The organism is Verrucomicrobiia bacterium, assembly GCA_035765895.1.
GTDB lineage: Bacteria > Verrucomicrobiota > Verrucomicrobiia > Limisphaerales > DSYF01 > DSYF01.
In genome coordinates, this window is the sequence record DASTWL010000012.1 from 85611 (window position 1) to 106132 (window position 20522).

Genomic DNA, 20522 nt, shown 5'->3' on the forward strand with positions numbered 1-20522 from the left:
CAGCCCAAGGCTGGCCGGCGGCGCCAAAGAGGTATCGACGCATGAATGTCTCATCCTTCAAAACCGCCGCTCTGCTGGGCGCGGCCAGTTTGATGCTCGCGCTGTCCGTGGGTTGTGAAGAAAAGAGCCCGACGGAGAAGGCCGTCGAAAAAACCAAGTCCGCCGCGCAGGATGCCGGCGACGCCATCAAGAATGCGGCCAAGAAAACCGGGGACGCCGTGAGTGACACCGCCAACCAGGCCTGGGACAAGGTGAAGGACGGCGCCCATGAAGTCAGCACGGTGGCCACCAATGTGGCGGCGGAAGTCAAGCAAGGTGCCGAGCAGGTGGGCGACAAAATCCAGCAGGCGGTCCACTAGGGCCGCGGCGCCTACTTGAAGCGCATCCGGTAATGCTGGTAGCGGTTCATCACCGTCACGACGTAGTTGCTCGTGGTGGGGAAGCCGATCTGGGTGAGGAATGCCGCGCTGTTCGTCGCCGCCGCACCATTGTTCCAGCGCACCACGTTGCCGCGTCCCGCATTGTAGTCCGCCAGCGCATAGGGCAGGGGATTATCCGTCTTTGTGTAACGCTTCAGCAGCTTGGCCAGGTAAAACGTGCCGGCCAGCGTGTTGGTGCGCGGATCAAGGCACAACGCGTGGTTGAAGCCGGTGATGTGCTCGGCGTCCGCCCATTCGCCGGCGGCGAGATCCTGGATCTGCATCAGGCCCAGTTCGCCGGCCCGGCCGCGGGCGGCGGGATTGAACCGGCTTTCACGCCACACCAGCGCCTTGACCAGTGCGGGTTCCACGCCGTAACGCCGGGCCGCCGCACGAATGGGTTCATCCTGGCTGTGCTCCAGCCGCTCCTGCCAGCCCCACCAGAGCGCGGCCGGCAGGGCGAGCAGCAACACCGTCACCGTCAGTATCCAGCTTCCTTTCACCGCAGTTTTTTTATCCCGACCTCCCCGGGCAATGGAATCCTGAAATACGCGGCGGCGAAAAATGTTTTCCACCGGGCGATGGGCGGTTGGGTTTTGATTGGCCGGGTCGTGAATCGTTTGCTATTTTGCCCCGCACACTTACAACTTCAGGACCAACATGCCGCAAGCCATCATGGATCCCGGCGAGGTGCGCCGGTTTGCCGAAGAGTTGAAACGCTTCAACCTTGAGTTGCAGAACCGCATGTCGTTGCTGCAGGCGCGTTTCGCCGCGCTGGGCGACACGTGGTCCGACCAGGAACATGCCAAGTTCGCCGAGGAGTTTCGCGACACGATGAAAGTGCTGAAAAAATTCATCGATGCCTCCAACGTCCATACGCCCTTCCTGCTCCGCAAGGCGAAGCGGATTGAGGAATATTTGGATCAGCACTGACACGGTTGCATCGTTGCATGGTCACGGCGTTACATTGGATGCAGGCGGACGGCCTGACGGCCCCCGCGCGGCAACGGGACAACGATTCAATGCGGTAACACTCTCATGCCCGAACGCGCCCAAGTCACCTCGCTGGAAGCCATCGAAGCCTTTCGCGCCCGCCTGACCATTTATCGCGACAAGGCTGCGCGCGTGCTCGATGAAGTGGCCGAAGAGGTGAAGCGCACCCGCGTGTGGCTCCAGAGCGATCGCGTTCCGTTTTGGGAGGGCCAGATTCGCCGGCGGCAGAAGGATCTCGAAATGCGCCAGCAGGAGCTGTTCAGCGCGCAGCTTTCCGGCATGCGCGATGCATCGTTCGTGCAACAGCAGGCGGTGCAACGCGCCCGGCGCGCGGTGCAGGAGGCCGAGGACAAGCTGCGTTTGGTCAAGCAGTGGAACCGCCAATACGATCAGCGTGTCGAACCTGCGGGCAAGCAGGCGGAGAAGTTGCGTCACAATCTGGCGCACGACCTGGGACTGGCCATTGCCCATCTTTCGGAAGTCATCCGGACCCTGGCCGAATACAGTGAAATCCATCCCGCCGCACCGCCTGCTCCACCCGCGAACGGCGCGGAATCGCCGCCCGCATCGGAAGGAGGCGCCGCATGACCACGGGAGCGAAGAACAGATTGATTGGCCTCACGAAGGAATTGTCCGCAGATTGGGCCGTGACCAAGGAATCCTGGCGCGACGCCAAAAGTTTGGAATTTGAAAAACGTTATCTGGAAGACCTGATGGCCGGCGTGAATGCCGCCGTCACCAACATTGATGCCCTTGAACGAATCCTCGGAAAAATCCACGACGACTGCCAGTAAGCTGGCGGGTGCGGGCGAAACCCTGGCGCTCCTGGACCGGTTGCGCCGCACGGTGCGGGAGACCGTCACGCGCCTGGAACAGGCGGAGCGCGATTACCAGGCGCGGGCCGGCAAGGTGCACGCCCAGTTTGAGCAGGCCATCGAAACCGAGCGTTCGCGGTGGGCCTCCGAAATGGAGGCGGAGCGCGCCGCCGCCGAAGCCCGGCGCAATGAAATCGAAGTCGCCCATGCCGCGCGCAAAAGCCGGATCGCCCGCGCTCTTTCCAATGCGCGTCAGCGCAAGGCCGGTGAAATTGACGCCGAAGAGAGCCGGCACACGTTTGCGATCCAACGCGACCTGCTCGAAGCCGACCGCGTGCGCGAAGTGGAGGCCAAGGCCAACAAGGACCACTACGAAGCCGTGCAGGCGCGTCTGGCCGACGAGCTGGCCACCATCGAGCAGTTCGAAGCCCGCTACCGTTCCTCGCTGGGCGCCTATCGTTCGCTGGCCCGCCTGCTTCCCGTCGAATCACCCGCGCCGGAATTACAGCAGGCGCCCGACGCGTTTCCGCCCGAACCGAAGCTGCTCGAGGAGTTGCAGGCCAAGGTGGACGGAGCGGCGCACGAGCTGGCCCATATTCGCGGCGCCGTGCTGCCGTTGGGCTTCAAGTTCCTGCCCGTCTGGCTGTGGATCATTCTGCTGCTGGCGGCGCCCTTCATCTTCGTGCCCGCGCTGCGCAAATTCGATTTCCACGCGGCGCCGGTGCCGCTCGCGCTGGGCCTGGTCGTGGCCGGCCTCGCTTTGATCCTGGGATTGTGGTGGCTGGGCAAGCGGCTCGCCGCGGCGCCGGCCCGGGCGGCGGTCAAGGCGTTGCAGGAAGCGCGCCGGCTGCACCAGGTCGGTGGCGAAAAGGCCGCCGCGAGCTTTGCCGCCGAGGATGAGCGAATCAAGGTCACGCACGCGAGTGCGACGACCTTCAACAACAATCTCTGGAAGCAAAAGCAGGTGGAGGCGAAGGCGCTGCATGAGGACTGGGCGGAGCGCTTCGAGAACCGGGCGCGCACGTTGCGTTCGGCCGCGGACGGCCGGCGGTTGCATCGCCTGACGATGGTGGACCAGGCCCATGCCGAGCGGGTCAACGCCCTGGCCGAACAGTCCTCGGCGCGCAAGGCGCAGGTTGAGGCAGCCCAGGTCGAAGGTCTCGCCAAACTGGCCGTCGTGCGCGATGAAGCCCGCGCCAGCGCCGAGGCCAACTGGCAGAATCTCGTGTTGCCGGCCTACCGCGCCCTGCAAGCCGCCGCCGCCGCCGCGGATCAAGCCTTTCCCGCGTGGGAGCCGGCGCTGTGGCAACGCTTCTCCCTGCCGGAACAGTTTCCCCATGCCGCCCGCTTCGCCGAACTGGCGGTGGACCTGGAACGGCTGGCTGGCGTGACGCTGGTGGATGACCGTCTCGGGCTGCCGGGGCCGAAGCGCTTTTCGCAGCCGCTGTTGCTCGATGTGCCCCGGCAGGCATCGCTGCTGTTTGAAACGAAGCAATCCGGCCAGGCACAGGTCGTCGGCGCGCTGAACAATCTCGTGCTGCGGCTGTTCACGAGCGCGCCGCCGGGACGGCTGGCGTTCACCATTTTTGACCCGGTCGGGCTGGGCCAGAATTTCGCCGGCATCATGCATCTGGCCGACTTTGAGGAACGGCTCATCAACAGCCGCATCTGGACGCAGCAGGCGCAGTTCGAGCAGCGGCTGGCAGATCTCAACGAGCACATCGAAAAGGTCACGCAGATGTATCTGCGCAACGAATACGCGACGCTGGCCGAATACAATGCGCAGGCCGGGCGCATGGCGGAGAAATATCATTTCCTCGTCATCGCGGATTTTCCCGTGAACTTCAGCGATGTGGCGGTGAAGCGGCTGATGAACATTGCTGCGGCCGGACCACGTTGCGGTGTGCATTTGCTGATCCACTGGGATCAACGCCGTCCCGCGCCCGTGGAGTTTGTGCCGGATGAACTCCGTAAGAACGCGATTTGTCTCGTGCCCAAAGGCGAGGGCTTCGCCGTGGCGAACTGTCCGGCGCTGGAGGCGAAGGACGGTGCGGCCATCTCGGGGGTCAACACCTGGGAGGGCGTCAAGCTCACGCTCGATGCACCGCCGGACGCCGAACTGGCCACGCGTTTGTGGCATCAGATTGGGAAGGACAGCATTGATTCCAGCCGGGTGGAAATGCCGTTTGCGGAAGTGGCCCCCGGCCCGGACGAATTCTGGAGCCTCGACACCACCGGCGAATTGCGCGTGCCGATTGGCCGCACCGGCGCGACCAAGCTGCAATACCTCGCACTCGGCAAAGGCACGCGCCAGCACGCGCTGGTGGCAGGCAAGACCGGCTCCGGCAAATCCACGCTCTTCCACGTCATCATCACCAACCTCGCGCTCTGGTGCAGTCCCGAGCAGGTCGAGTTTTACCTTGTGGATTTCAAGAAGGGCGTCGAGTTCAAGTGCTACGCCACGCAAAAACTGCCGCACGCCCGCGTCATTGCCATTGAGAGCGACCGCGAGTTTGGCTTGAGCGTGTTGCAGCGCCTCGATGAGGAACTGAAGCGTCGCGGTGATTTGTTCCGCAAGCTGGGCGCCCAGGACATTGCCGGTTACAAACGCGCGGGCGGCACGGAGCCGATGCCGCGTGTGCTGCTGCTGATTGACGAGTTTCAGGAGCTGTTCGTCGAGGACGACCGCGTGTCGCAGGGGGCGTCGTTGCTGCTCGACCGCATCGTGCGCCAGGGGCGCGCCTTCGGCATTCATGTCATCCTCGGTTCGCAGACATTGGGAGGCGCCTACACGCTGGCACGGGCGACCATCGGGCAAATGGTGGTCCGCATCGCGCTCCAGTGCAACGAGGCGGACGCCTACCTCATCATGAACGAGGACAATCCCGCGCCGCGGCTGCTCTCGCGTCCGGGCGAGGCGATTTACAACGACGATGCCGGCGCGATTCAGGGCAACAGCCCGTTCCAGGTGGTCTGGTTGCCGGACCAGGAACGCGACCAGTGGCTGGAGCGGGCGCACCGAATTTCTGCCGGGACCACCGCGCGCGTGCCGATTGTTTTCGAGGGTAACGCGCCGGCCGATGTGCGGGAAAATCCCCTGTTGCGCGCGGCACTGGCGCAACCGGCAAAAGCCGCGGCGACCGCGCCGCACGTGTGGCTCGGCGCGCCCAATTCCATCAAGGGGCCGACTGAAGCCGTGTTCCGTCGGGCCAGCGGCAATCATCTGCTTGTCGTCGGTCAGCGCGACGAGGCGGCGCTGGCGATGCTGGGCATTGCCCTGGTGTCGCTGGCGGCGCAACAGCCCAAAACGGCAGCGCGATTCTTCGTGTTCGATTGCAGCGCGCCGGATGCCGCGGAGGCCCGGTTCCTGGAGCGCGTCATCGCGGCGGTGCCGCACGCCGTAAGGCTCGTCCGTCCGGGCGACGTGGACGAGGTCATGGCCGCGCTGGCCGGCGAACAGCAACGGCGCGCGGATGGCGGCGGGGCGGACGCGCCGGAAACGTATCTGCTCGTGCACGGGTTGCAGCGCAACAAGAAGCTGCGCTTCGATGAGGAAATGAGCTTTTCCATGGATGCCGACGCGGGTGCGAATCCGGGGTTGCAGTTCAACAAGCTGATTTGCGAGGGAGCGGGGCTGGGCTTCCACGTCATCGCCACCTGCGACACCTACAACAACCTCATGCGCATGCTGAGCCGGAAGGCGGTCAGCGAATTCGAGATGCGCGTGGTGTTCCAGATGAGCGCGAACGACTCGGCGAGCCTGATTGAATCGCCACAGGCCAACAACCTTGGCCTGCATCGCGCCCTGTTCTACAACGGCCACGAGGGCTGGCTGGAGACGTTCCGCCCCTATGCCTTGCCCGACGATGTCTGGGTGCAGGGCGTGCGCGAACAACTGGCAGCGACGTGAGCGAACGCTTCAGCGTGGCCGCGTGGCCCGTTCTTGAAGCCAGGTGATGTCCGGGTTGTTCGGCGAGGCGAAGAGGTCGTTCACAAATCCATCCCGGACCAGCGGCGGCGTCGTGCGGGGGTCGCGCCACTTCTTGATTTCCGAATGCCCGTCGGCGAAGGAGAAGCCGCAGGCGCCGTTGTGGTAAATTCCAGGCAAATCCCAGAAGACATACCGCTCGGGCTGATTGGGCCAGCCGCTCATGTTCACGCACAGGTTGCCCATATCGATGCTGTCCTCGCGCATGTCGAGCAGCACGAACATCATCGAAGGCGGCGGGTCGTTGATGTCGGAAAACTTCAGGTAGATGCGGTAATTGCTGATTTGCGGTCCCCAATTGCCGTCGGTGCCGCCCCAGCCGCCGAGATAGACATTCATCGACATGCTGCGCACGCGCGGTTTGGCTTCGCCGTTGACGATGACCTTGGAGGTGTCCGCCGGGCAGCGCCAGATGCTGAGGTTCTGGCCGCAGTAGGGCCAGAGCGGGCTTTTCTTGATGCTGACATCGGGATCCCAGTTGGCGCGGTTCGCGGGGTTGTAGTCCAACGTGCCGGTGACCCATGCGTAAGGGTAGGTATCGGGGAGCCAGGGCGCTTCGCTCGCGTAGGGGAGCAGATCGTGGTTGTCCTCGGCATACATCCGCCAGGCCAGCGCGAGCTGGCGGTGATTGTTCATGCAGTAAATGCCCTGGGCCTTTTGTTTGGCGCGATTCAAGGTCGGGAGGAGCAGCGCCGCCAGAATGCCAATGATCACAATGACGACCAGCAGCTCGATGAGCGTGAAGCCGGCCGAATTGGACAACTTGGGGCAGCGCATGGTGGTTTAAGCGGGCCCTTCAAGGCTTGCCCACGCCGCCCGGCCTGTCAACCGCTGCAGCGCCTCAATTGCCGGGCTGGGCCAGCGTGCGCCAGTCCTTCAGCACGCCGTCCACAAAGTGCAGTTCGGCGCGGATGTAGGTGCGCGGCTGGTAATCGTTGATGAGGTAGCGTTCGAGGAAACGGTCCCGGCCGGTGCCAATCTGCCGGTAGGCCCAGTAACGGGTTTCCTCCATCCAGCCGCCTTCGTAAAGCCACGTGGTGACGGCGCCGTGTTCGTCTTCGCTCTGCAACACCTGCGCGGGCTTGCCCCACGCGATGTAAACGGCGTCCGTGGTCATGCCGACCTTGATCTGCCCCTGATCGACGAGTTCCCGTTGGGTGGATGTCAGGGCGGCGTAGGCGGCCGGTCGTTCTGCGGCGCGCGATGCCGGCGTTTTGGTGGCACAACCGGTCATGAGCAGGCCGGCCGACAGAAGTAACAGCCATCGTTTCACAGTAACAATGACGCAAACCGGCGGCTGGTATTCAAGCGCAAGCTGCGCAAGGCCGCCCACTTGGCGCCAAGCCGCGGGCCAAAATCAGTGCCCAAGGCCAAAACGCTGCCGTCATCCGGGCCCAATTCGCCCGTGCCCGGCGGGGAATCTTGCCACGCCGCGGGCGACCGCGTATTCCCTGCGCATGCGTTTTGGCATAAACACCTTCCTGTTCACCTCGCCGTTCACAAACCGCAGCACGCGGCTGTTTGGAACGTTCCGGCGCTGGGGGTTTGACAGTGTGGAAATCGCCGTCGAAGACCCGGCCGACATTGATCCGGCCCGCATCAAGGCGGAACTCGACCGCCACCAACTGGTCGCCGGCACGCTCTGTGCCTGCTTCCCGCCGGCGCGCGATCTGCGCGGCACCGCGCGGCAACAGCGCGAATGCCAGCGCTACCTGCGGGCGTTGCTCCGGCTGATGCCGGCGCTGAATTGCCGCACGCTGATTGGTCCGCTGTATTCCGCCACGGGTCGCGCGGAAATGGTGCCGCCGGCCCAGCGGCGCGCCCAGTGGCGCCTGGTCGTGCGCCAGTTGCGGGAGATTTGCGACGTGGCCGGTGACGCGGGCGTGTCGATTGCGATGGAGCCGCTGAACCGCTTTGAAACGGATTTCCTCAACACGGTGGAGCAGGGGCTCGCGCTGATTGCCGAGGTCAATCGCCCGGCGCTGAAGCTGTTGCTCGACACGTTCCACATGAACATCGAGGAAAAGGACATTCCCGCCGCCATCCGCCGCGCGGGCCGGCACGTGGCACACTTCCATGCGTGTGGCAGCGACCGCGGCACGCCGGGCAGGGACCATCTCGACTGGCCCGGCATCCGGGCTGCGTTGCACGACATTGGTTACGCCGGCGATGTCGTCATCGAATCGTTCACACCGGACGTGAAGGTCATCGCCCGCGCCGCGGCCATCTGGCGGCGCATCGAGCCGACGCGGGAGGAAATCGCCCGGCAGGGGCTGCATTTTTTGCGAGAAAATCTGAAGTGACCTGCCATGCGGAGCGTCGTTAGAATGCCATCACTCAATCCCATGAAATCTCTCCTCCTTCTGCTGGCCCTGGGGCTGCTGGCCCAGGTTGCGCCGGCGGCCGACAAGAAAATCGTCTTCATTGCGGGCAAGCCCAGTCACGGCCCGGGGCAGCACGAGCATCGCGCCGGCTGTTTGCTGTTGAAGTCGTGCCTTGACCACGTGCCGGGCGTGACGTCGGTGGTGTATTCCAATGGCTGGCCGGACCAGCCGCAGGCATTTGACGGCGCGGCGGCCGTGGTCATCTACGCGGACGGCGGTCCCGGGCATCCGCTGCTGCAGGACGATCACCTCAAGACGATCGGCGCGTTGATGGACAAGGGCGTGGGGCTGACGTTGCTGCATTACGCGGTGGAACCGACGCGCGAAGCCGGCGAGAAAGAATTGCTCGACTGGGTCGGCGGCTGTTTCGAGGTGTATTGGTCGGTGAACCCCACGTGGCGGGCCGATTTCAAAGCGCTGCCGCAACATCCGGTCACGCGCGGCGTGCAGCCGTTCGCCATTCGCGACGAATGGTATTTTCACATGCGGTTCCGGGACGGGATGCGGGGCGTGACGCCCGTGCTGTCGGCTGTGCCCACGCCGGGCACCATCAAACGCGACGATGGGCCGCACGAGAACAATCCCACCGTCCGCGCGGCCGTGGAGCGCGGGGACATCCAGCACGTCGCGTGGGTGGCAGAGCGGCCCGGCGGTGGCCGCGGCTTCGGCTACACGGGCGGACATTACCACGAGAACTGGGGCAACGACCAGGCGCGCAAACTGGTGCTGAACGGCATTCTGTGGACGGCCGGAATGGAAATTCCCCCGGACGGTGTGGTCTCCACTGTCACGGAAGAACAGCTCAAGGCGAACCTCGACCCGAAGGGGAACTGAACCCGCCGCTTACAGCGCGTTCAACACATCCACCAGTTGCCGCAGCCGGCCGTAATCGCGGCGGTTGAAGCCAAACGCGATGCGCGGCAGATCGAGATGATTGCCGTCCTCGATCTCCTCCTCGGTGGGCGTCACGATCTTGATGGGGTCGCCGGTGATGATGTCGGCAAAGTCCTCGTTCATGGCGGCAAGCGCGGTGGCGGACGGCGCGTGTTTCAGCCGGATCACCAGCAGGTCCTTCACGAACCGGCTGGAGTGAAAGTTGCGGTAAAAGCGCGTGATGATCTTCACCGCGTCGTCCGTGCTGTCCGTGATTTGGTAAAGGTTCAAATCGTCGGGCGAGATGAGTTCGTCGCGCAGCAGGTGTTCGCGGATGTTCTTGTCCCACGTCTTCCAATACGTGCCGCCCGGCCGGTCAATCAGCACCAGCGGCATGAGCTGGCTCTTGCCCGTCTGCATCAGCGTGATGGCCTCGTAGCCTTCATCCATTGTGCCGAACCCGCCGGGGAACAGCGCGATGGCGTCCGAATGCCGGATGAAGATGAGCTTCCGGGTGAAGAAATACTTGAACGTGACGAGCTTCTTGTCCTGGGCGATGACGGGGTTGGCGGATTGTTCCCACGGCAGGCGGATGTTCACGCCGAAGCTGTTTTCCACGCCCGCCCCCTCGTGGCCGGCCTGCATGATGCCCGGGCCCGCGCCGGTGATGACCATCCAGCCCGCGTTGACGATCTTCCGTCCGAAGTCCACGGCCTGCTGGTATTCGCGCTTCGTCGTTTCCGTCCGGGCGGAGCCGAAAATCGTGACCTTGCGTTTGCTGGCGTAGGGCGCGAACAACTTGAACGCGTAACGCAGTTCGCGCAGTGCCGTCTGGATGACCCGCACGTCGCCGCTGTCCTCCACGTCGGTCAGCAGCTTCAACGCATTCTCCATGATGTCCGCGACCGCCGTCTCGTTGTGGCCGCCACCCTTGCAGGCAATCAATTCCGCGATGCGCCGTTTCAGCTCGGGATCCCCCGGCGCCTTCTCAACTTTTTTCATAAGCGAAGGACTAATTACGCGACGAGGCGGGGAAAAGCAAACGGCGCGCGGCGAATGCGCGGTTGAAGTTGTCCACAGGATATTCCAGTGTGCGGCTGCGTGACGCATGAACTGGCTGGCCCATTTGCACCTGTCCGAACCGTCGCCGGAGTTCCGGCTCGGCAACGTGTTGCCGGACCTGCTGGGCGTGCGCGAACTGGCGTCGCTGCCGGCGGAATTCCAGCGCGGCGTGACGTGCCACCGGCGCATTGACGCCTTCACCGACGCGCATCCCTGCTTCCGGCAAAGCGTCGCCCGGCTGGCGCCGCCGTTCTGCCGCTTCGGCGGCATCATCATGGACGTGTTTTACGATCACCTCCTGGCCGTGAACTGGCCGGGGTTCTCGCCACACCCGCTGCGCCGGTGCTTGGACGAGTTTTACGCGTCGTTTGCGCCGCAGCGCTCCAGGTTGCCCGCGGCAGTCTGGCCGGTGCTGGAGCGGATGCGGGAGCAGGACTGGCTCGGCTCCTACGGCGATCTGGCCGGCGTGAGGCTTGCGCTCAACCGCATTGGCTGCCGCCTGAGTCAACCCCGCGAACTCGGCGCCTGCGGGCCCGAACTGGAACGGAATTATGCCGTGTTGGCGGACGATTTTGCGAGGTTTTACCCGGAATTGCGGGCGCACGTTGCGTTGTCCGGCGGTTAATTTTGTCCCCGCCGCCGGGGCCGTTCATTGACCCGCCCGCCGCCCGTTGTTAGTGTGCGCGGCACTTTTTAAGGCGCTCATGGACTATAAAGAAACGCTGAATTTGCCGCGCACGGACTTTCCAATGAAGGCCGACCTGGTCACCCGCGAGCCGGAACGGCTCAACCAGTGGCAGGCCAGCCGGCTTTACGAACGCATCCAGGCCTCGCGGGCCAACGCGCCCCGGTTCGTGCTGCACGACGGCCCGCCGTTTGCCAATGGCGACGTCCACATCGGCACGGCGCTGAACAAGATTCTCAAGGACATCATCCTCAAATACCAGACCCTGCGCGGGAAGCGGGCGCCTTACATCCCGGGCTGGGATTGCCACGGGCTGCCCATCGAATTCAAGGTCTCGCAGGAAATGCGCAAGGCTGGCAACACCGACGCCGATGCGGCGACCATTCGCAAGGCGTGCGAGGCTTACGCGCGCAAATACATCGACATCCAGCGCGAACAATTCAAACGCCTCGGCGTGTTGGGCGATTGGGACCATCCCTACCTCACGCTCAACAAGGAATATGAGGCGGACGAATTGCGCCTGTTCGCGGACATCGTGGAGCAGGGTTTTGTTTATCGCGGCAAAAAGCCGGTGTATTGGAGCATTCCGTGCCGCACCGCGCTGGCCGAGGCGGAAGTGGAATACCAGGACCACGTCAGCCAGAGCGTGTTTGTGAAATTCCCGGTCGTTGGGCAGCCGAAGACCTTTGTCGTGATCTGGACCACCACACCCTGGACGTTGCCGGCGAACCTTGCGGTCGCCTACAACGCCAGTTTCCAATACGTGCAGGCCGAAGTGGCGGGCGAAACCTACATCCTGTTTCGGGACCTGCTGCCGCAGGTGGCGGACAAATGCGGCTGGAGCAGCTTCAGCCAGCGTGACCTGCCCACCGAAGCCCTGGCGAAGCTGGTGTATCAGCATCCGTTCTGCGATCGCACAGGCCGGCTGTTCCCGGCGGAGTTTGTCACGAGCGACACGGGCACGGGCTTCGTGCACATCGCGCCCGGGCACGGCCTGGAGGACTACGGCCTCGGCCGGCAGGTCGGGCTGCCGGTTTACTCGCCGGTGGACGACAATGGCTGCCTGACCTACACCAACGACCTGCCAATGGAGCAACAGATGCCGCCCGAAATGGCCGGCAAATCCATCCTCGAAAAACACGGCAAGAGCGACGCGAATGAAGCCGTGCTGCACGAATTGCGCGTGCGCCATGCGTTGCTGCATCAGGAGAATTACCACCACAGCTACCCGCATTGCTGGCGCAGCAAGACGCCGGTCATTTTCCGCGCGATGGACCAGTGGTTCATCAAGATTGACCACGCCGTAGTGGGACAGGCGTCTCGCCTGTCCAGCGAGCGTTCCAACGCGAGCAGTGCTGGCGACGCGCAACCGGAAAGGCAAGATGCCTGTCCCACTTTCCGCCAGCGAGCTCTCGCCGAGATTGATGCCGTGAAGTGGATTCCGGACTGGGGCATCAACCGCATCAAGAGTGCCGTGCAGACGCGTCCCGACTGGTGCATCAGCCGGCAGCGCACGTGGGGCGTGCCGATTCCGGCCTTTTACGACGCGCAGGGCGAGCCCCTGCTCGATGCCCGCGTCGTCCGCAACGTGGCGCAGCTCATCGAGCAGCACGGCAGCAACGTGTGGTTTGAAAAGGACGCCGCGGAACTGTGGTCCCTGGTGAAGCCCGCGGATTGGAACGGTCCGGAAGCCGTGGCCAAGTCCGGCGACACGCTCGACGTGTGGATTGATTCCGGCAGCTCGTCACGCGCGGTGCTGATGCAGCGCCCGGAACTTTCCCGCTCCGCACTTCGCACTCCGCACTCCGCACCCGACTGGCAGGCCGACATGTATTTCGAAGGCTCGGACCAGCACCGCGGCTGGTTCCAGAGTTCGCTCCTGCTCTCGCTGGCCGGCAATGGCGCCGCGCCGTTCAAGACCGTGCTCACGCATGGCTTCATGGTGGACGCCGACCGCGAAAAGATTTCCAAGAGCAAGCAGGGCGGCTACGAGAAGCCGCAGACCGCCGAGGCCTACGTGAAGAAGTGGGGCGCCGACGTCGTGCGCCTCTGGGTGTCGTCGCAGGATTTCCGCAACGACATCGTCGTGAGCGAGGAACGCATCAACAAGGTGGGCGAAACCTACCGCGGCATCCGCAACGCGTTGCGTTACCAGCTATCGAATCTCTATGACTTCGACCCGGCAAAACATACCGTGGCGGACGATAAACTGACCGGCCTGGACCGCTGGATTCTCGCCGAGTTCAGCAAGGTGGAGGCGGACGTGCTCAAGGCCTACGACGCGCAGGAGTTCCACGTCGTTTACCAGAAGCTCAGCCAGTTCATCGCGGTGGAGCTGTCCTCGGTCTATCACGATGTGATCAAAGACCGGATGTATACCGACGCCGCCAACTCTGCTCGCCGCCGCTCGACGCAGACGGCGTTGCATCGGTTGGTAATGGGCTTGTGCAAAATGCTCGCGCCGATTCTCGCATTCACGGCGGACGAAGCGTGGGCCTTCATTCCCGGCAAGCCGACGGAAACGGTGCATGAAGCAGAGTTGAAGTCGGCGAGTTTCGTTTTGTCAGAAGCGGAACAAGCCAGTTGGAAGATGCTCTTCGAACTGCGCAATTCTGCTCTTCCCCAACTGGAGAAAGCGCGCCAAGGCAAGCAGATCGGGAAATCACTCGAAGCTGCACTTGAGCTTCATGTGCCAAACGCATTGAAGGAGGTTGTAGCAGGTCCAATTCAAACCGAGGCTGCTGTTATCTGCGAGACTCCAACTGGGCACGGCTACTCTCAAGAATACATTTCTTTATGGCCTTCATTCCTCAAGGAGGAATGGCGAGTCCAGATCCAGGAGTTGTTTGGCGTTTCCCAGTTCGCTTATCAGTTCGAGCAAACGAAGCGCCTCTGGTTTGTTGTCAAGAAAGCCGATGGCCAGAAGTGCGAGCGCTGCTGGCATTGGGAAACTGATGTGGGTTCCAGCCCAGAGCATCCCACCATTTGCGCCCGTTGCGTCGAGGCGGTGAAGCAGTTCAAAGCCTGAATTTCGGAGGTGAGAATTTGGTTGGTCGCTCTCCCTCATCCCGGCCTTCTCCCCAAGGAGAAGGAGAATTATTCGCCGGTTTTCTGAAAGATCGAGTGACTGGATTTGCCCGGCGACCTGTCGCAAAACCAAACACGCATCGGCGCGGTTCCTTCTCCCGGGGGAGAAGGTCAGGATGAGGGCGGGCAACACACCATTTGCAGATCAGGCGCATTGTATTGTCGGCCTCCGAAAGCGGAGCTGAAGCGGCAGCACTCCAGGTGCTGTCGCGTTTAGATGGTAGGTGACGACGTAAGGAGTCTCACTTTAGAAACCGGCAGGGAGATTAACAGGCGAATGGGGAGAAACGAATTGAGGATAAGTTAGAGACTCGCCACCCCGTCTCCTACCATTGTTAAGGCGCTTCGCTCAATCCCGTTCCACGGCGTCCGGCAGTTCGTTCTTGTCGTCGGTGCGGCGGGGGAAATGTTCGCCCAGCAGGGTGCCGGCTTTTTGTATGGCACTGACGATGCCCTGAGTGAATTCAGACTTCCGGAAGTGCGCGGTCATTTCCTCGGCCACCGCGCGCCAAAATGCTTCCCCGCACTTTTCATGCACGCCCTGGTCGCCGAGGATGGCAAACTTGCGTGAGCGTGGGGCCACGAAAATCAGCACGCCGTTGCGCTGCGCGGTGTTCGTCATGCCCAGGCGGGCAAATTCCTGTTGCGCGGCCACGAGCGGATCGGCGGCTTCACGGCGGCTGATGAAGACGCGGATTTCGCCGGACGTCTTCGCCTCAGCCGCCCGAATCGCGGTCACGATGGGCTCGTCGTGCAGGTGTTTGATGAATTCCTTGTCCTTCATGTCACCAGCTCCCTCCGGCGCCGCCGCCGCCAAAACTGCCGCCGCCCCCCGAGAACCCGCCTCCGGAAAATCCGCCGCCCGAGAAGCCACCGCCACCACCGGACCACCCTCCGCCGCTGCCCCAACCACCGCTGCTGTAGAAAAAGCCGCGCCGGCGGCGGGGAGACAGGAGTGAGAGAATGATGAAGCCCGCGATGATGAGGAAAAAGAGGAGCTGCGGGTTGAAGCCGTGCGAATGCGCGTCGGCGACCGTCTGGCCGGTGCCCTTGTATTCACCTTTGGTCGCGGCGAGGATGGCGTTCACCCCCGCGGTCAGTCCGCCGGCAAAGTCGCCATTGCGAAAGCGGGGCGTGATTTCGTCGTCGATGATGCGTTTGCACAGCGCATCGGGCAGCGCGCCTTCGAGACCGTAGCCGACCTGCAAATACAGCTTGTGATCCTGGACGAACACGAACAGCACCGCGCCGTTGTCCTGCTTTTGCCGGCCGACTTTCCACGCCTGGGCGACGCGGACCGTGTAATCCTCAATTGAGGAGTCCGACTGCATCCTGGGGTAGATGGCGACCAGAATCTGGCTGGACGTCTGGCGCTCGAAGTTCTCCAGCGTCTGGTTCAGTTGCTGCCGCGTGCCGGGCGAAACGACGTTGGCATAGTCATTGAAGTATTGCGCCGGCACCGGCGGGATGACCTCCGCCGCAAATGCGCCGCCGCCCAGCAGCGCGAGCAGCAGGACGGTGAACAGGCGTTGGACAGCCTTCACTTCGCGGGTGTCGTCGCGGGTTGGTTGAAGTCAAAGTTCACCTTCGGCGGCGTCTCGGCGCCGGTCGTGGCGGTGAAGAAGGGGCGCTCCTTGAAGCCGAGCGCGCCGGCGTAGAACACCGTCGGTGCCGACTTGATGGTGGCGTTGTAGGTCTGCACGGCCTCGTTGAAGCGGCCGCGTTCGACAGAAATGCGGTTTTCCGTGCCTTCAAGCTGCGCTTGCAGGTCGCGAAAATTCGCGGTGGCCTTGAGGTCCGGATAGCGTTCCGCCACGACCAGCAGCCGCGAGAGCGCGGAGGACAGGCCCTGCTGCGCCCGGTCGAACTGCGCCAGCGTTGCGGCGTCGGTGGGCGCCTTGCTCGCGTCAATTTTGACCTGGCCCACGGAGGCACGCGCGGCGGTCACTTCCGTGATGGTGGATTTCTCAAAGTTGGCGGCGCCGGATACGGTGGCGACGAGGTTGGGGATGAGGTCCGCGCGGCGCTGATAAACATTCTGCACCTGCGCCCATTGCGCGTCGGTGGCGGTTTGCAGCCGGACCAGCCGGTTGTAGCTGCCAAAGGCCACCATGACGAGGAGCACTATCAGGCCGAGCACGATGCCGAGAGCGATGACGAGTTTTTTCATAACGTTGCGCCCACGGTATCGCGGCGCCGGCGGCTGACAATTACAATTACCGCCGGCAATTCAAATGGGACGCGCGGCGGCGCGCCACGGCCGGCGGACTGCTGCCGGATTCATGGCTTGCCGCGGCGGTTTGAGTGCTGTTAAACCCTCCGCGCATCAAACACCACATGGACCCGGCCAAAACTCCTGCGCGCAATCCGTGGGCGTGGATTCCTTCGCTCTACTTCGCCGAGGGGCTGCCCTACGTGGTGGTCATGACGGTGTCCGTGATCATGTTCAAGGGGCTGGGCCTGTCGAACACGGACGTGGCGCTCTACACGAGCTGGCTTTACCTGCCGTGGGTCATCAAACCGCTGTGGAGTCCGATGGTGGACCTTTTGCGGACGCGCCGCTGGTGGATTTGGTGCATGCAACTGATCATCGGCGCCGGCTTTGCGGGCGTGGCGCTGGCCCTGCCCACGCCGCATTTCGTGCGGGCGTCGCTCGCGTTCCTGTGGCTGCTCGCCTTCAGCTCGGCGACGCACGACATCGCGGCGGATGGCTTTTACATGCTGGCGACCACGGAGCAGGAGCAGGCGTGGTTCGTGGGCATTCGCAGCACGTTTTACCGGGTGGCCACGATCGCCGGCCAGGGGCTGCTGGTAATGCTGGCGGGCCAGTTGCAGGAACACACGGGCAATCCCCGGCTCGGCTGGATGCTGTCCTTCGGGCTGGCGGCGGCGGCATTCGCCGGTTTCGGTTTGTATCACGCCTGGGTTTTGCCGCGGCCGGCGGCGGATGTCCGGGGTGATTTGAGTTCCGCGGGGAAATTCGCCGCCGAATTTGGCCGGACGTTCGTGGCGTTTTTCCAGAAGCCCAAGATTGGCCTGCTGCTGTTGTTTCTGCTGCTTTACCGGTTTGCCGAGGCGCAACTGGTCAAAATGGTGTCGCCGTTCCTGCTCGATGGGCGGGACGTGGGCGGGCTGGGGCTGACCACCACGGAAGTGGGGCTGGTCTATGGCACCGTGGGCGTCATTGCGCTGACGGTGGGCGGCATTCTCGGCGGCGTGGTCGTGGCGCGCCGCGGCTTGAAATTCTGGCTCTGGCCGATGGTGCTGGTGATGCACGTGCCGGATGCAGTGTTTGTTTTTCTCGCCTACGCCCAGCCCACGAACCTGACGCTTATCAGCACCTGCCTGGCGCTGGAACAATTCGGCTATGGCTTCGGGTTCGCGGCCTACATGCTTTACATGATCTACATCGCGCGCGGCCCGCATCAGACGGCGCACTACGCGATTTGCACCGGTTTCATGGCGCTGGGCATGATGCTGCCCGGCATGTGGAGTGGGTGGTTGCAGGATAAACTCGGTTACCCGCACTTCTTTCTGTGGGTCTTGCTGGCGACGCTGCCCGGCTTTGCGGTGACGGCGCTGATTCCGCTGGACCGGGAGTTTGGCCGGCGGGGAAGGGCGGCGGCCAAATGAGCGAATCAGTTGCCGGGTGAATGTATTGCGCGGTCGGAAGGCGCCTTGCGATGGCGCGGACTCCCTGCCACCAAACTCTCTTCAGCCCTGGCAACGTCCCCGCCACCCGCCTTCACTTCTGCACAAAGAGCGCAAGCGAGGCGGTGAAGCCGTGCAGGAAGTTCTTCTCCCCAATCGGGCCGATCTCGCCGTTGCAGAAGAAGCCCGTCAAGCCAGTCGGGCCGAGCTGTTCCTGCACCATCGCGGCGTCGTGATTCGGCCGGCCGAAGAGATTTTGACCGCGGCCGTTGCACGAGCACAGACAGGCGCCGTAAAGCGTTTTGCCGGCCAGCGCGCGGTGGGCGCGGTGCAGCAGTTCAATCATGTCCTCATTGGCCGCCTCCGCGTCGCGCCGTTGGAACTGGATGGTCTGACCGGGCCGGGGCAGGGCGCCGACCGCAATGGCACCGGTCTTGGGATCCGCACCCAGCAGGTTGCGAATCAGGAAATCCCCACGATGAAAGTCTTCCAGGTATTCATTGACGACGAGGCCGATGAACAGGTTGCCGCGTGCCTTTTTTTGTTCCGTTTCCGTGAGGTTCTGCACCGTCTCGGCCAGCACCTCGTAAGCCGGGCGATTCCCGATCTGCTGGATGAAGTTGCGGTCCACGCGGGTCAAGGTCCACGTCTCGCCAATGGGCGTGCAACCTTGCGAAAGCACGCTGGCCAGCCGGACCTCGCCGCCGACCGAGAGCGCCACGCCGCCGTCCTCGAACACGTCGCCGTTCAGATAGACCTGCGTCAGGTGCTCGTTGAAATCCCCGCTGGAAAGCCCGCCCAGCACCGGGGCGGGTGCATAGGCGGCGTTCCACGAGCGAAGCCAGCCTTCGGCGTCGATGTGGAACGGGTCCACAAACGCCAGCCAGCCGTTGGTTTCCTCGGCGGTGACGCCGCTTTCCATGTGCCAATAACCGGGACCGGTGGCTTCCTCCAGTTGTTCCTGGGTGAAGCGGGCGGTTTTCAGTTCGGCGCCCGGCAACGAGTAGAGTCCGAGCGCGAGGCCGGCGTTTTCCTCGATCTCCTCGCCGCCGACGATCAAGCCCTCGCTGGAACAGCCGAGCAAGGTGGGAATCTGGGCGTGCACGCGCAGGATTTCGAGCACCTGCCGGGCGTGCGGGAAAAACTTGGGCGTCATGAACACCAGGCCCAGCGAGACCTGCCCGCCGGGGAGCTGATGGCGTAACGCCTCGGCCCATTGTTGCAGGCCGGTTTCCTCAAACCCGCCGCTCCAGTGCGCCGCTACGGAATAAGTGCTGTTCACCCCGCCAACTTACGGTGGCAGCCGCCAATTTCAATCGCAGAGCGCCAAAACGCGCGCCGGAAAAAGTTTTTTCGCCCGGCCGCGGCCGGCGACCTTTTTGTTCGCGTCAACCGGTCCGGGTTTTTAGAATGTGGGCACACGTGGCCAGAGACATGCGCAGGCGTGCGGCGACGGCGCCCGTGGCGAAGGTGAGCGCCGGACTGCTGATGTATCGGGTGCGCGACGGAACCCTCCAGGTTCTGCTTGTGCACCCGGGCGGCCCCTTTTGGCAGCATCGCGAAAATGGCGCGTGGACCATTCCCAAGGGCGGCATCCAGCCCGGCGAGGCGCCGCTGGCGGCCGCACAGCGCGAATTCACCGAGGAAACCGGCTTCGACTGCCACGGGCCGTTCCTGCCGCTGACGGCCATCAAGCAGCGCAGCGGCAAAATCGTTCATGCCTGGGCGTTCCAGGGCGATTGCGATCCGGCGCGTGTCCGCAGCATCGCATTCTCCATGGAATGGCCGCCCTATTCCGGCCAGCAGCGCGAATTCCCGGAAGTGGATCGCGCCGCGTTTTTTCACGTCGAGGAGGCGCGCCGCAAAATCATCCCGGCCCAGGCGGCGTTCATCAAGGAACTCGTCGTAAAACTTCAGGAAAAGAAAACCCGGCCAGCGGCGGGCTGACCGGGTGAATTCTTCAAAAAGGCTGCGGCCACCGCTTACTTCTGCCACGGCGCTGTCTTCTCGTTGGCCCAGATGTCGGCGGTGGCCTGCCGCTCGCGCACGACGGCAGCCTGGCGACCATGGACGAGCACTTCCGTGGGCAACGCCCGCGAATTGTAGTTCGAGCCCATCACCGAACCGTAGGCGCCGGCGCTCAACAACGCGAGATGATCGCCTTCGCCCAGCCTGGGCAGCGGACGGTCCTTCGCAAAGTAGTCGCCGGATTCGCAAATCGGCCCGACGACATCGGAGCTGATGAGCTTCCCGCCTTTGCGCCGCAGCGGAATGATTTCGTGATACGAATCATAGAACGCCGGCCGGATCAGGTCGTTCATGGCCGCGTCCACGATGAGAAAGTTCTTCCGGCCGGTCTGCTTCACGTATTCAACGCGCGTCACCAGGATGCCCGCGTTGCCGGAAATGAACCGGCCCGGCTCCATCAGAATGCGCAGGCCCAGCGGCTGCAACAGCTTCACCAGCCGTCCGGCATACATCGCCGGCGTGATGATTTTCCGGGCCGCGGGCTTCTGCCACCATTCCGGTGAACCGCTCGCGAGCGCGTCGCGATACATGATGCCG

At 63.4% G+C, this 20522-nt stretch carries 20 protein-coding genes; 11 read left to right on the plus strand and 9 right to left on the minus strand.

Annotated features, from left to right (window positions below; genetic code table 11):
- Positions 1–41 precede the first annotated feature (41 nt).
- Complete coding sequence (locus VFV96_02785; GenBank protein ID HEU5069319.1) at positions 42–359, plus strand: hypothetical protein; 318 nt, start codon at positions 42–44, stop codon at positions 357–359.
- A gap of 11 nt (positions 360–370) precedes the next feature.
- On the opposite strand, the gene VFV96_02790 is transcribed toward VFV96_02785, so the two are convergent.
- A complete protein-coding gene (locus VFV96_02790; GenBank protein HEU5069320.1) occupies positions 371–922 on the minus strand; it encodes a lytic transglycosylase domain-containing protein in 552 nt (183 codons plus the stop codon).
- 157 nt (positions 923–1079) lie between these two features.
- Here VFV96_02790 and VFV96_02795 point away from each other — a divergent pair, with 157 nt between their 5' ends.
- The 4 genes from VFV96_02795 (at position 1080) to VFV96_02810 (ending at position 6137) form a co-directional block, all read left to right on the plus strand.
- Entirely contained in the window at positions 1080–1352 is a 273-nt protein-coding gene (locus VFV96_02795) for a WXG100 family type VII secretion target (GenBank protein ID HEU5069321.1), read from the plus strand.
- Between the two features lie 105 nt (positions 1353–1457).
- A complete protein-coding gene (locus tag VFV96_02800; protein ID HEU5069322.1) occupies positions 1458–2000 on the plus strand; it encodes a hypothetical protein in 543 nt (180 codons plus the stop codon).
- A gap of 59 nt (positions 2001–2059) precedes the next feature.
- Entirely contained in the window at positions 2060–2206 is a 147-nt protein-coding gene (locus VFV96_02805; protein HEU5069323.1) for a hypothetical protein, read from the plus strand.
- Positions 2160–6137: an FtsK/SpoIIIE domain-containing protein gene (locus VFV96_02810; protein ID HEU5069324.1), complete on the plus strand. Its 3978-nt coding sequence runs from the start codon at positions 2160–2162 to the stop codon at positions 6135–6137. The genes VFV96_02805 and VFV96_02810 overlap by 47 nt, the downstream gene beginning before the upstream one ends.
- Positions 6138–6146: 9 nt before the next feature.
- Here the strand turns inward: VFV96_02810 and VFV96_02815 are convergent, their stop codons facing one another.
- Positions 6147–6992 (minus strand): type II secretion system protein, encoded by an 846-nt coding sequence (locus VFV96_02815; GenBank protein ID HEU5069325.1) that lies wholly within the window; start codon positions 6990–6992, stop codon positions 6147–6149.
- Between the two features lie 64 nt (positions 6993–7056).
- Positions 7057–7488 carry a hypothetical protein gene (locus VFV96_02820; GenBank protein ID HEU5069326.1) on the minus strand — a complete coding sequence of 144 codons (432 nt, stop codon included), beginning with the start codon at positions 7486–7488 and terminating at the stop codon, positions 7057–7059.
- 184 nt (positions 7489–7672) lie between these two features.
- On the opposite strand from VFV96_02820, the gene VFV96_02825 reads away from it, so the two are divergent.
- Both VFV96_02825 and VFV96_02830 read left to right on the plus strand, forming a co-directional pair.
- Complete coding sequence (locus VFV96_02825; GenBank protein HEU5069327.1) at positions 7673–8518, plus strand: sugar phosphate isomerase/epimerase; 846 nt, start codon at positions 7673–7675, stop codon at positions 8516–8518.
- A 42-nt stretch (positions 8519–8560) separates the two neighbouring features.
- On the plus strand, positions 8561–9433 hold the full coding sequence (locus VFV96_02830) for a ThuA domain-containing protein (GenBank protein ID HEU5069328.1): 873 nt from the start codon (positions 8561–8563) through the stop codon (positions 9431–9433).
- Positions 9434–9442: 9 nt separating this feature from the next.
- Here the strand turns inward: VFV96_02830 and VFV96_02835 are convergent, their stop codons facing one another.
- Positions 9443–10474, minus strand: a complete 1032-nt coding sequence (locus VFV96_02835; GenBank protein HEU5069329.1) for a TIGR00730 family Rossman fold protein — start codon at positions 10472–10474, stop codon at positions 9443–9445.
- Positions 10475–10580: 106 nt separating this feature from the next.
- Here VFV96_02835 and VFV96_02840 point away from each other — a divergent pair, with 106 nt between their 5' ends.
- Complete coding sequence (locus tag VFV96_02840; protein ID HEU5069330.1) at positions 10581–11159, plus strand: ACP phosphodiesterase; 579 nt, start codon at positions 10581–10583, stop codon at positions 11157–11159.
- A 79-nt stretch (positions 11160–11238) separates the two neighbouring features.
- On the plus strand, positions 11239–14247 hold the full coding sequence (gene ileS, locus VFV96_02845; GenBank protein ID HEU5069331.1) for an isoleucine--tRNA ligase: 3009 nt from the start codon (positions 11239–11241) through the stop codon (positions 14245–14247).
- Positions 14248–14655: 408 nt separating this feature from the next.
- Here ileS and VFV96_02850 read toward each other — a convergent pair whose 3' ends face one another.
- From VFV96_02850 to VFV96_02860, 3 genes are read right to left on the minus strand one after another with little or no spacing between them, the layout of a single operon-like run.
- A complete protein-coding gene (locus VFV96_02850) occupies positions 14656–15090 on the minus strand; it encodes a TPM domain-containing protein (GenBank protein HEU5069332.1) in 435 nt (144 codons plus the stop codon).
- Position 15091: 1 nt separating this feature from the next.
- Positions 15092–15850, minus strand: coding sequence for a TPM domain-containing protein (locus VFV96_02855; GenBank protein ID HEU5069333.1), 759 nt, complete (start codon positions 15848–15850; stop codon positions 15092–15094).
- The gene (locus VFV96_02860) at positions 15847–16476 is read right to left on the minus strand and encodes a LemA family protein (protein HEU5069334.1); all 630 of its coding nucleotides are present in this window, start codon (positions 16474–16476) and stop codon (positions 15847–15849) included. Before VFV96_02860 ends, VFV96_02855 begins: the two co-directional genes overlap by 4 nt.
- A 167-nt stretch (positions 16477–16643) precedes the next feature.
- On the opposite strand from VFV96_02860, the gene VFV96_02865 reads away from it, so the two are divergent.
- On the plus strand, positions 16644–17939 hold the full coding sequence (locus VFV96_02865; protein HEU5069335.1) for an MFS transporter: 1296 nt from the start codon (positions 16644–16646) through the stop codon (positions 17937–17939).
- Between the two features lie 112 nt (positions 17940–18051).
- Here the strand turns inward: VFV96_02865 and VFV96_02870 are convergent, their stop codons facing one another.
- Positions 18052–19239 carry an FIST N-terminal domain-containing protein gene (locus VFV96_02870; protein ID HEU5069336.1) on the minus strand — a complete coding sequence of 396 codons (1188 nt, stop codon included), beginning with the start codon at positions 19237–19239 and terminating at the stop codon, positions 18052–18054.
- Between the two features lie 140 nt (positions 19240–19379).
- On the opposite strand from VFV96_02870, the gene VFV96_02875 reads away from it, so the two are divergent.
- Positions 19380–19904, plus strand: coding sequence for an NUDIX domain-containing protein (locus tag VFV96_02875; protein HEU5069337.1), 525 nt, complete (start codon positions 19380–19382; stop codon positions 19902–19904).
- 35 nt (positions 19905–19939) lie between these two features.
- On the opposite strand, the gene VFV96_02880 is transcribed toward VFV96_02875, so the two are convergent.
- The coding region (locus VFV96_02880) for a diaminopimelate decarboxylase (protein ID HEU5069338.1) at positions 19940–20522 on the minus strand (583 nt) is incomplete at its 5' end.

What these genes read in the sequence shown, in the direction of transcription:
- VFV96_02785 (HEU5069319.1), top strand. Translation starts at nt 42, where the DNA reads ATGAATGTCTCATCCTTCAAAACCGCCGCTCTGCTGGGCGCGGCCAGT.
- VFV96_02795 (HEU5069321.1), top strand. Translation starts at nt 1,080, where the DNA reads ATGCCGCAAGCCATCATGGATCCCGGCGAGGTGCGCCGGTTTGCCGAA.
- VFV96_02800 (HEU5069322.1), top strand. Translation starts at nt 1,458, where the DNA reads ATGCCCGAACGCGCCCAAGTCACCTCGCTGGAAGCCATCGAAGCCTTT.
- VFV96_02810 (HEU5069324.1), top strand. Translation starts at nt 2,160, where the DNA reads ATGCCCTTGAACGAATCCTCGGAAAAATCCACGACGACTGCCAGTAAG.
- VFV96_02815 (HEU5069325.1), bottom strand. Translation starts at nt 6,992, where the DNA reads ATGCGCTGCCCCAAGTTGTCCAATTCGGCCGGCTTCACGCTCATCGAG.
- VFV96_02825 (HEU5069327.1), top strand. Translation starts at nt 7,673, where the DNA reads ATGCGTTTTGGCATAAACACCTTCCTGTTCACCTCGCCGTTCACAAAC.
- VFV96_02830 (HEU5069328.1), top strand. Translation starts at nt 8,561, where the DNA reads ATGAAATCTCTCCTCCTTCTGCTGGCCCTGGGGCTGCTGGCCCAGGTT.
- VFV96_02835 (HEU5069329.1), bottom strand. Translation starts at nt 10,474, where the DNA reads ATGAAAAAAGTTGAGAAGGCGCCGGGGGATCCCGAGCTGAAACGGCGC.
- VFV96_02840 (HEU5069330.1), top strand. Translation starts at nt 10,581, where the DNA reads ATGAACTGGCTGGCCCATTTGCACCTGTCCGAACCGTCGCCGGAGTTC.
- ileS (HEU5069331.1), top strand. Translation starts at nt 11,239, where the DNA reads ATGGACTATAAAGAAACGCTGAATTTGCCGCGCACGGACTTTCCAATG.
- VFV96_02850 (HEU5069332.1), bottom strand. Translation starts at nt 15,090, where the DNA reads ATGAAGGACAAGGAATTCATCAAACACCTGCACGACGAGCCCATCGTG.
- VFV96_02860 (HEU5069334.1), bottom strand. Translation starts at nt 16,476, where the DNA reads ATGAAAAAACTCGTCATCGCTCTCGGCATCGTGCTCGGCCTGATAGTG.
- VFV96_02865 (HEU5069335.1), top strand. Translation starts at nt 16,644, where the DNA reads ATGGACCCGGCCAAAACTCCTGCGCGCAATCCGTGGGCGTGGATTCCT.